This is a genomic window from Mycobacterium sp. ABE4_509, from assembly GCF_056160785.1.
Genome location: NZ_JBSWXU010000182.1, coordinates 1 through 9259 on the forward strand (window position 1 = coordinate 1; position 9259 = coordinate 9259).

Below are 9259 nucleotides of genomic sequence, written 5' to 3' on the forward strand. Positions count from 1 at the left end.
CCGCCGATGCGCGGCCGGTGTGGGCCCGGGCGCTGGGTGTGCGGGTGCCCGAGACCGGGGCGTCGGAACGGCTGTGGCCCGAGACGGTGGCCGCCGCGCAGTTCACCTCCGGCCTGGTGGCCAACCGCTCGGTGGCCGTGCGTAACAGCCTGCGCACCGGGCTGGGGTTGGCGCTGGCCGTGGCGGTGACCCAGTGGTTTCCCGTCGAGCACGGTTTCTGGGTCGTGCTGGCGGCGTTGTCGGTGCTGCGTTCCAGCGCGCTGACCACCGGCACCCGGGTGTGGCGTGCGGTGATCGGCACGGCGATCGGATTTCTGTTGGGGGCGTCGCTGATCAGCCTCGTCGGGGTGGACCCCGCGGTGTTGTGGGTGCTGATGCCGGTGGTGGTGTTCGGGTCGGCCTATGTGCCCGAGATCGCGTCGTTCACCGCCGCGCAGGCTGCGTTCACGATGATGGTGCTGATCTTCTTCAACCTGATCGCCCCCAGCGGGTGGCAGGTGGGCCTGGTCCGGGTGCAGGACGTGGTGGTCGGCGCGCTGGTGGGGGTGGCGGTGTCGCTGCTCTTGTGGCCGCGGGGCGCGACCGCGTCGGTGACCCGCTCGATCGATGCCGCGCGGACCCTGTTCGCCCGCTATCTGCGGGTGGCGGTGCTGCGGATCACCCGCGGGGCGTTCGAGGAGCGCCGCGACGAGGTCACCCTGCTCAGCCACGACGCGCTCGTCGCGTCCCGGGTGGTCGACGACGCGGTGCGCCAGTATCTGTCGGAGAGCAGCGGGGAGACCGATTTCCGGGCACCGGTGGTGCGCTCGTTCAACCGTGCGATCCGGTTGCGCGCGACGGCGGATCTGATCGCCGACATCCCGACTCCGCCGCCGCTGGCCGCCTATCCCAACGTCCGGAAGGTGGTGGAGTTCCACGTCGAGGCGATCTGCGACCGGCTGGCCGGGCATTTCGATGCGACGCAGGCGTGGGTGCCGATCAGCGACGACTTCGTGCGCGCGCTGCGCTCGGAGGTGCCCGACGACGACCTCGGCGTCGCGGCGGCGCTGCCGCTGCTGACCGTGGCCGCCGCGCTCGGCGAGCTGGAGCTGATCTACCCGCTGCAGCCCGAGCCCGCCTGATCGCCGGATCAGCGGGGGCGGTGCGGCCGCAGCGCGTCGGGCGGGACGGCGCCGAACTTGCCGGCGTTGAAGTCCTCGACGGCCTCGATCAGCTCGGACTTGGAGTTCATCACGAACGGGCCGTACTGGAAGACGGGTTCTCGGATGGGTTTGCCGCCCAGCAGCAGAACCTCCAGCGCGGGCCGGTTCGAATCCTGGTTCGGCTCCGCGGTCACGCTGACGCGGTCGCCGGGTCCGAGCACGGCGAGCTGCCCCTGATGGATGGGGTGGGCGACCGGGCCGACTGCGCCGCCCCCGGACAGCACGTACACCAGCGCGTTGAAGTCCCGGTTCCAGGGCACGTTGAGCCTGGCCCCGGGTTCGATGGTGGCGTGCGCCAACGTGATCGGGGTGTGTGTCGAGCCGGCGCCGCGCCGCGGTCCCTGGGTGGTGTCGATCTCGCCGGCGATGACGCGCACCAGCGCGCCGCCGTCGGCGCTGGACAGCAGGGCCACCTGGTTGCCCTCGATGGCCTGGTATCTGGGGTCGGCGAACTTGTCGCGCTTGGGCAGGTTCACCCACAGCTGGATGCCGTGGAACAGCCCGCCGCTGTCGACCAGTTCGGCCGGCGGGGTCTCGATGTGCAGGATGCCCGACCCGGCGGTCATCCACTGGGCGGCGCCGTCGGTGATCAGGCCGCCGCCGCCGTGGGAGTCCTGGTGGGCGAAGCTGCCGTCGATCATGTAGGTGACGGTCTCGAATCCGCGGTGGGGGTGCCAGTCGGTGCCGCGGGGTTCGCCGGGCTGGTATTCGACCTCGCCCATCTGGTCCATGTGCACGAACGGATCCAGGTCGCGGGCGTTGACGCCGGCGAATGCGCGCACGACGGGGAATCCCTCGCCTTCGTAGCCGCGCGGGCCGGTGGTCAGTGATCGCGCCGGCCGGTCGGTGTCGGTCCGGTGATGCGGGGCAGGGTGAGCGTTTCTGCGGTGACGGCAGGCATGCCCCAGCCAACCGGACTGCGGTCCGATCAATTCCCGCGCCCGTCCAGCACCCGGACGTTGTGGGCCACGTCGCGGCTCTCGGCTTCGGCGATCCACTCGATCAGCCGGTTGATGGTGTCACTGGTGTGCAGGTAGTAGGAGCCCAACACGGCTGCCCAGGCGTCGTGGATCCCGATGTAGGCCCGGCGACGACGCTGGTGGACGTCGAGTTGGTTGGCGAAGGCCCAGGCCAGGTCCCGGAAGATGCGCAGCACGTAGTTGAGCACCGGGTCCTCGCAGGGCAGGATCGCGCGGATCAGCTTCACCCGCGGGGAGAGTTCGGCGACGGTGTCGAGGAAGATCGCGACCTCGTCGGCGAGCAGCGTGTTGATCCGGTTGAAGTCGGCTTCCAGGGACGCCATGTCGTCGGTGCCGACCATCGCCGCCGCGATCCCGAGGTCGAGGTTCACGTGGGAGTTCACCGCGGTCAGCATGTGCTGCAGGATGATCGGCTCGTCGTATTCGTGTCCGTCGAAGCACCACTGCCACACGTGGGTGGGTGCTTCGTAGTCCGCCGGGTGGAAGTAGGCGTTGAGCGCGTCGAAGTAGCGCTGGGCGAAGACGGTGTCGAAGCGCACCATCCGGGCGTTGTCGTCGAAGTAGTCCCCGGCGGCGACCTTGTCCCGGATCACCAGGGTGGCCCTCTTGTAGACGGTCGCGAAATAGCCGATGCCGTTTCCGAATTCGATGGACCAGTCGATGATCTCGTCGAATCTCGCGATCACGTCGTCGACGGTTCGCACCCGCTCGAGGCGGGGGAGCTTGGCCACCGGGTAGGACGTCGGCCCCGGCGGCCACCCGCCGATCGCCGCCGCCCCGGCCGGGGCGGGTGGGCCGGAGTCCGGGCCCTGTCCGGAGCCTGATTCGGGGGGTTCGCCACGCATCCGTTGCAGCGTGGCCAGACCCCGCTCGATCAGCGCCGAGCCGTCGATGCCGTCCAGATCGACCATCGTCGCGGCCGGCAGCGTGGCCACGATGTCGCCGGTGCGTTCGGTGATGAAGTCGGCCGCACCGACCAGGGCGGTCTCGACGGCTCGCAGCCCGGCCAGCAGGTCGGCTGCCTCCCCGGCGGCCGAACTCAGCGATCGCACCGCCGGGGCGGCGAGTTCGGCCAGGCCGTCGTCGACCGAGACGCAGAGCTCGCCGAGCATGCACAGCGAATCGGCCTGCAGTGCCTGCGCCGCCTCGGCGTCGATGTGTTGCCGCGCTCCGGATCCGGCACCGTCCATTGCAGCTCCCCCTACCCCCCGCGGACCGGCCACCCGCCGACCATGCCCGTTGTATCACGGGCTGCGAGTGGCCGCGGACCTGATCGTGGACATCGAGCAAAGCTGATTCGCCGGTAGCGAAGCACGCCGATTCGCCGGCTGCGATGATGCTGCGATGACGACCGAGACGGCGAGCCCTACTGCGCAGGAGCCCGCCGTCACCGAGTTCCTGGCATCGGTCGGCACCGGTCCGGCGGCGCTGGTGTTCGAGGGCGAAGCCGGCATCGGCAAGACGACGGCGTGGTCGCAGGCCGTGGCCGCCGCCCGGCAGCGCGGCTACCGGGTGCTCTGCGCCCGGGTGGGGCAGGCCGAGTCGGTGCTGGCCTACGCCGCGGTCGCCGACCTGCTCGCCGACATCGACGACGTGGTGCTCGCGCAGCTGCCGGAGCTGCAGCGGCTGGCGGTCAACCGGGTCCTGTTCCGGGCCGGCGGTGAGGGGCCCGCGACCGATCAGCGGGTGACCGCAGCGGCGTTCGGCGCCCTCGTCGAGGCCGTCGCGGCGCAGGCGCCGACGGTCATCGCGATCGACGACGCGCAGTGGCTGGATCCCTCGAGCAGGGCCGTCCTGGCCTTCGCCACCCGCCGGCTGCACGGGCACATCGGCGTGCTGGCCACCGAGCGTCGCGACGTCGACGGCCTGGCGGCGACGTCCTGGCTGGAGCTGGAGCGCCCCGACGAGGTCGCACGGGTCCGGTTGTGGCCGTTGTCCATCGGCGCTCTGCACAGTGTCCTGGTCGATCGGTTCGGCCACGGTTTCCCGCGTGCGGTGCTGGTGCGCATCTCCGAGATCAGCGGCGGCAACCCGTTCTACGCCATCGAACTCGCCCGGGTGCTCGACAGCGCCGAGCCGCACGCGCAGCCGGAGTTGCCGCCCACCCTGGCGGAGTTGGTGCGGGCCCGCACCGCCGGCTATCGCGGGGAGACCGCCGAGGTGCTGCTCACGCTGGCCTCGGTCTCGGCCGCCACCGTCGAGCTGCTGGCCCGCGCCGCCGGGACCACCGTCGGGCATGTCCTCGAACTCCTCGCCGAGGCCGAGCGCGACGGGGTCGTCGCCATCGACGGCGTGCGGGTGAACTTCACCCACCCGTTGCTCGCCCGCGGCGTGTACTCCGAGGCGGCACCCGGGCGGCGCCGCGCGGTGCACCGTGTCCTTGCCACCGTCGAGGAGTTACCCGAGCTGCGGGCCCGCCACCTGGCGCTGGCCGCCACCACCTCCGACGAGTCCACGCTGAGCGCACTCGATTCCGCCGCGCAGGCCGCCCGGGAGCGCGGCTCGCCGGCGGCGGCGGCCGAACTCCTCGAGCTCGCGATCGGCCTGGGCGGCGACAAGCCGATGCGCCGGATCCGCGCCGCGGGCGATCACTTCCAGGCCGGTGACACCCACCGTGCCCGCGCCCTGATCGAGGACGTCCTCGACGAGTTGCGGCCGGGGTGGCTGCGTGCGATCGCCTTGAATCTGCTTGCTGCCGTGCTGATCTACGACAACAACTTCGTACCTGCGGCGGCGTTGCTGAAGCAGGCCGCCGAGAACGCCGCCGACGCGCCGCCGGTTCTGGTGCAGACCCTGATGTCGTTGACGTTCGCCAGCGGGATGGGCTCACTGGCCGACGGCAGCGACCCCGCCGGGTGGGTGGACGAGATGATGGGCACCGCGCGCCGGGCGGTGACGGTGGCCGAGGATCTCGGTGCGCCGTCGGTGCTGTCCCAGGCTCTGACGATGTGGGTGCACACCGGTTTCATTCACGGCCACGGGCTCGACGGGGCCGCCCTGCAGCGCGCGCTGGAGCTCGAAGAACCCGACGACGACGTGCCCACCCCGTATCGGGCGAGCATGGTGGCGGCGTTGATCGCGGCCTGGACAGGCGATCTCGACAGTGCTCGGATTCAGATCCAGGCGGTGCGTGAGCACTGCGTGCAGCGCGGCGACGACCGCAACATGATGGCGGTGGAGGCCTACAGCGCGTTGATCGCGATGTGGAGCGGCGATCTGGGCACGGCGGCGCTGCTGGCCGATGAGGCGGTGCAGCGGGCCCAGCAGCTCGGCGGTGAGCATGTCGAGGTCATTCCGCTGACGGTGCGCGCCGCCGTCGCGGCCTACCGCGGGCAGGTCTCGCTCGCCGAGGCGGACTGCGCTGCGGTGCTGGAGGCCGTCGACAAGTCCGGTTCGGTGCGGATGGCCGACTGGGCGCACATGACGGCGGGTTTCCTCGCGGTCTCCCGCGGCGATCACGAGGCCGCGGTCACCGCGTTGCAGCCGCTGGTCGACCGGCTGCCGTGGGTGCCGGGTATCGAGCTGATGCAGGGCTGGTTCCTGCCCGACGCCGCCGAGGCGATGGTGGGGCTGGGCCGGCTCGACGACGCGGGCGAGATCTGTGACCTGTTGCTGTCGCAGGGCCGGCGGTTCGACCGCGCGTGGATGCTGGCGACCGGGGCCCGCTGCCGGGCGATGGTGCTGGCCGCCCGCGGCTCGGTGGATGAGGCGGTGGCCTCGGCGCAGCAGGCCATGGCCGAACACGATCGGCTGCCGATGCCGTTCGAGCGGGCCAGAACCGCGCTGCTGCTGGGGCAGCTGCAGCGCCGCAAGAAGCTCAAGGACTCGGCCGCGGCGACACTGCAGGACGCGCTGGGCGCCTTCGAGTCGATGGGGTGCGCGCTGTGGGTCCGCCGGGCGCGTGCCGAGTTGGCCCGCACGAACGTCAAGCGCGGCCCCGAGGCGCAGCTGTCGCCGACCGAACAACGGGTGGCCGAACTGGCGGCCTCCGGGATGACCAACCGCGACATCGCCGCGGCGCTGTTCATCAGCGCCAAGACCGTGGAGTCCAACCTGAGCCGGGTGTACCGCAAGCTGGGGATCCGTTCGCGGGCCGAACTCGGGCGCCGGATCGACCCGGCTCCCTGAGCGCCCGTGCCGCGGGTGCGTTCAGCGGCGCGCCGGTTCGGTCAGCACCGGCCTGCCCTCGCGCAGCCGGATCGCCCGCAGCGCTGCGCGCGCCATCGGGCCGGTGGGTTCGAGTGTGCCGGCGTCGTTGAGGCGGAACGGCGGCCGGGCCGTGGCGCGCCCGAGTTTCCAGCGCAGCCGGTCGAGTTGGCGGAACGGCCACAGCACCCAGGGTTCCTCCAGCCGGTGCACGTCGCATCGCGGCTGGGTCGAGCCCAGCGCGTCGAGGATGGCGTTGACGGCGGCGCGCGCCGCCTCGTTGGCGCCTTCCATGGTCGCCAGGTCGGTGTGGGTGCGGACGAAGTCGGCGGCCAGGAACAGGTTGGGGAGGGCGGTGGCCGCGCCGGGCCGGTTCGCCCAGGAGCCGGGGGTGTTGATCAGCAGCGGTTCGGCGTTGGTGGCCCGGCCCGGGTTGGGGAACTCGATCGCCGGGTCGAGGAACCAGGCCACCACGTTGGACTCGTCGAGGGAGCCGTCGTCGATGTGGTCGACCAGCTGCGCCCAGACTTCGCGGCGGATCTCCTCCTTGGTGCAGGCCTTGGCGATTTTCCCGGTGACCGGTCCCGGGACGTCCCAGGCCGAGACGTCGATCGACAGGATTCCCTCGACCCGGCCGTCACCGCGCTGTTCGAGGTCCACGTCGGGCCAGAACTGGCCTTGGGAGATCGCGGTCAGCGCCCACTCGGAGTCGATGAAGATGGCGTGGCCGTGCTCGAGCGGCACGTCGGTGTCGAGGTAGAACATGACGCCGGTCATCCAGTCCCAGCGCAGCCCGGCCAGCCGCGCCAGCGCCGGGTCGGCGGCGCGCATGGCCGGTGAGATCAGTTCGCGCAGCCGCTCGACCGGCAGTGCGGCGATGTAGAGGTCCGCGTCGACGGCTTCGGCGCCGTGCGGGGTGCTGACGGTGACACCGGTGATCGTCTGGCCGTCGCAGTGGATGCCCGCGACTTCGCAGCCCGGCCGCAGCGTCACGCCGCGGGCCCGCAGGTGGTCCAGCCAGGGATCGATCCACACCTCGCTGGTCGGGCCGTCGAGGACGTTGTCGACCCGGCTGTTGAGCTGGAGCATGTCGTAGATCAGCTGGCACAGCACGGCCCCGCCGGTGCGCGCCGACATGTCCTCGGCCTTGGCCGCGACCAGGGTCCGGGTCATCCCGGTCGCGAGGAACTTCTGGTAGGCCGGCGTTTTTCCTTCTGCGGCAACGAATTCCCACCAGCTCATCTGCTCGAATTCGTGCAGTCGCCGTTCGTCGCAGGAGGTCATCATCGTCAGGATGCGGTCGATGAAGAAGGCGAACTCGGCGAGCGGGACACCGGCGTTGAACGCGATCTCGCGCAGCCCACGCAGGCCGGTGAGCAGTTCGTCGAGGGTTCTGGGGATGCCCAGCGGGGTGACGATCTCGGTGCGGCCGTCGCCCTGGGCCATCAGGACCTCGCTGCACCGGGTCAGGTGGTCGTAGACCGTCACCGGGCCGCTCGGGATCCGTTTCATGGTGTCGGTGATGTGCCGGTAGAAGCCGGGGAAGAAGCGGAATCCGTGTTCACCAGGCAGGTCGGGCCGCCCGCCACTCCCGGATCCAGGCACCGGCATGGACCGCGCCTTGCCGCCGAAGGCGTCGCGCGCCTCGTAGACGGTCACTTCGAAGCCGCGCTCAGCCAGTTCGTGTGCCGCGCTGAGCCCGCCGACTCCCCCACCCAGGATCGCCACGCTGGTCACGCCGATCACCCTAACCAGCGGCCGGGCCCCGCGGCAGTGCCGGGTTTCGGATCTGACGGATCAGGCAACTAGACCGGTGGCATATTTTCCCGTTGCCCCAACAGATTTGGAGTGATCATGATCGTGCTCGGCATTATTCTGCTGCTCATCGGCTACTTCACCAGTTTGTCGATTCTGTACACGATCGGCGGCATTCTGGTCGTCGTCGGCATCGTGCTGTGGATTCTGGGCGCCATCGGCAAGCCGGTTGGCGGTCGAAAAGTCTGGTTCTAGGCCTCAGCTGAGCACGGCCAGTGCCGCCGCACGGGCGTCGGCGGCGCTGGCCGTGGCCAGGACCGCGGCGGCCGCCTGCTGACATTGCGGCAGGGTCACCTGGGCGAGTTTGGCCCCGACGCCCCGCACCGCCGCGGCGGCCGCCGACAGTGACGTGACGCCCAATCCGGTCAACACGCAGGCCAGCAGCGGATCCGCGGCGGCTTCGCCGCACACACCGACCGGCTTGCCGGCGGCAGCCCCGGCGCGCACAGCCATCGCGACCAGCGCCAGCACGGCCGGCTGCCACGGGTCAGTCAGCGTGGCCAGATCTGCCGACATCCGGTCGGCGGCCATCGTGTACTGCGCCAGATCGTTGGTTCCGATCGACAGGAAGTCGACGTGGGCCAGCACGTGCTCGGCCAGCAGCGCCGCGGCGGGGACCTCGATCATCACTCCCGGGGTGAGCCCGCGCTCGCGGCATTTGGCGGCGAACCGTTCGGCTTCGTCGGGTGTGGCGATCATCGGCGCCATCACCCACGGCTGGTTGCCGGTTCGCTTGGCCGCCTCGGCGATTCCGTCGAGCTGGCGCTCGAGCAGGCCGGGGTTGTGCTCGGCGATGCGGATGCCGCGCACGCCGAGTGCGGGGTTGGCCTCGTCGGGGTGCCCGGCGAATTCGAGCGGCTTGTCCGACCCGGCGTCGAGGGTGCGCACGACGACCTTCTTGCCGGCGAACGCCTCGAGCACCTCGCTGTAGATGTCGGCCTGCTCGTCGACGCTGGGTTCGGTGTCGGTGTTCAGGAAGCACAGCTCGGTGCGGAACAGTCCGACTCCCTCGGCGGGGGTTTCGGCCGCCGAGCGCGCGGCGGCTCCGTCCTGCACGTTGGCCAGTACGGCGACGGCGTGGCCGTCGGCGGTGGCGCCGGGCCCGGACCAGTGGGC

The 9259-nt window shown here is 71.0% G+C and carries 6 protein-coding genes and 1 pseudogene; 3 read left to right on the plus strand and 4 right to left on the minus strand.

Annotated elements, in window-relative coordinates:
* A partial coding sequence (locus ACXAID_RS25150; RefSeq protein WP_475024903.1) for an FUSC family protein occupies window positions 1-1121 on the plus strand: 1121 nt, incomplete at its 5' end.
* A gap of 8 nt (window positions 1122-1129) precedes the next feature.
* Here ACXAID_RS25150 and ACXAID_RS25155 read toward each other — a convergent pair.
* Together ACXAID_RS25155 and ACXAID_RS25160 are read right to left on the minus strand one after the other, a co-directional pair.
* A pseudogene (locus ACXAID_RS25155) lies at window positions 1130-2103 on the minus strand (pirin family protein).
* A 27-nt stretch (window positions 2104-2130) separates the two neighbouring features.
* Entirely contained in the window at window positions 2131-3372 is a 1242-nt protein-coding gene (locus ACXAID_RS25160) for a DUF5995 family protein (protein ID WP_475024904.1), read from the minus strand.
* 154 nt (window positions 3373-3526) lie between these two features.
* Here ACXAID_RS25160 and ACXAID_RS25165 point away from each other — a divergent pair, with 154 nt between their 5' ends.
* Window positions 3527-6310, plus strand: coding sequence for a helix-turn-helix transcriptional regulator (locus ACXAID_RS25165; RefSeq protein WP_475024905.1), 2784 nt, complete (start codon window positions 3527-3529; stop codon window positions 6308-6310).
* Window positions 6311-6331: 21 nt separating this feature from the next.
* Here the strand turns inward: ACXAID_RS25165 and ACXAID_RS25170 are convergent, their stop codons facing one another.
* On the minus strand, window positions 6332-8065 hold the full coding sequence (locus ACXAID_RS25170; protein ID WP_475024906.1) for a hydroxysqualene dehydroxylase: 1734 nt from the start codon (window positions 8063-8065) through the stop codon (window positions 6332-6334).
* A 117-nt stretch (window positions 8066-8182) separates the two neighbouring features.
* On the opposite strand from ACXAID_RS25170, the gene ACXAID_RS25175 reads away from it, so the two are divergent.
* Window positions 8183-8338 (plus strand): hypothetical protein, encoded by a 156-nt coding sequence (locus ACXAID_RS25175; protein ID WP_475024907.1) that lies wholly within the window; start codon window positions 8183-8185, stop codon window positions 8336-8338.
* A 3-nt stretch (window positions 8339-8341) separates the two neighbouring features.
* Here the strand turns inward: ACXAID_RS25175 and ACXAID_RS25180 are convergent.
* Window positions 8342-9259 (minus strand): putative PEP-binding protein (locus ACXAID_RS25180; protein WP_475024908.1); only part of this gene is annotated, 918 nt, incomplete at its 5' end.

Excerpts from the sequence above, each read along its gene's own strand:
- ACXAID_RS25160 (WP_475024904.1), bottom strand. The coding sequence starts at position 3,372 with ATGGACGGTGCCGGATCCGGAGCGCGGCAACACATCGACGCCGAGGCG.
- ACXAID_RS25165 (WP_475024905.1), top strand. The coding sequence starts at position 3,527 with ATGACGACCGAGACGGCGAGCCCTACTGCGCAGGAGCCCGCCGTCACC.
- ACXAID_RS25175 (WP_475024907.1), top strand. The coding sequence starts at position 8,183 with ATGATCGTGCTCGGCATTATTCTGCTGCTCATCGGCTACTTCACCAGT.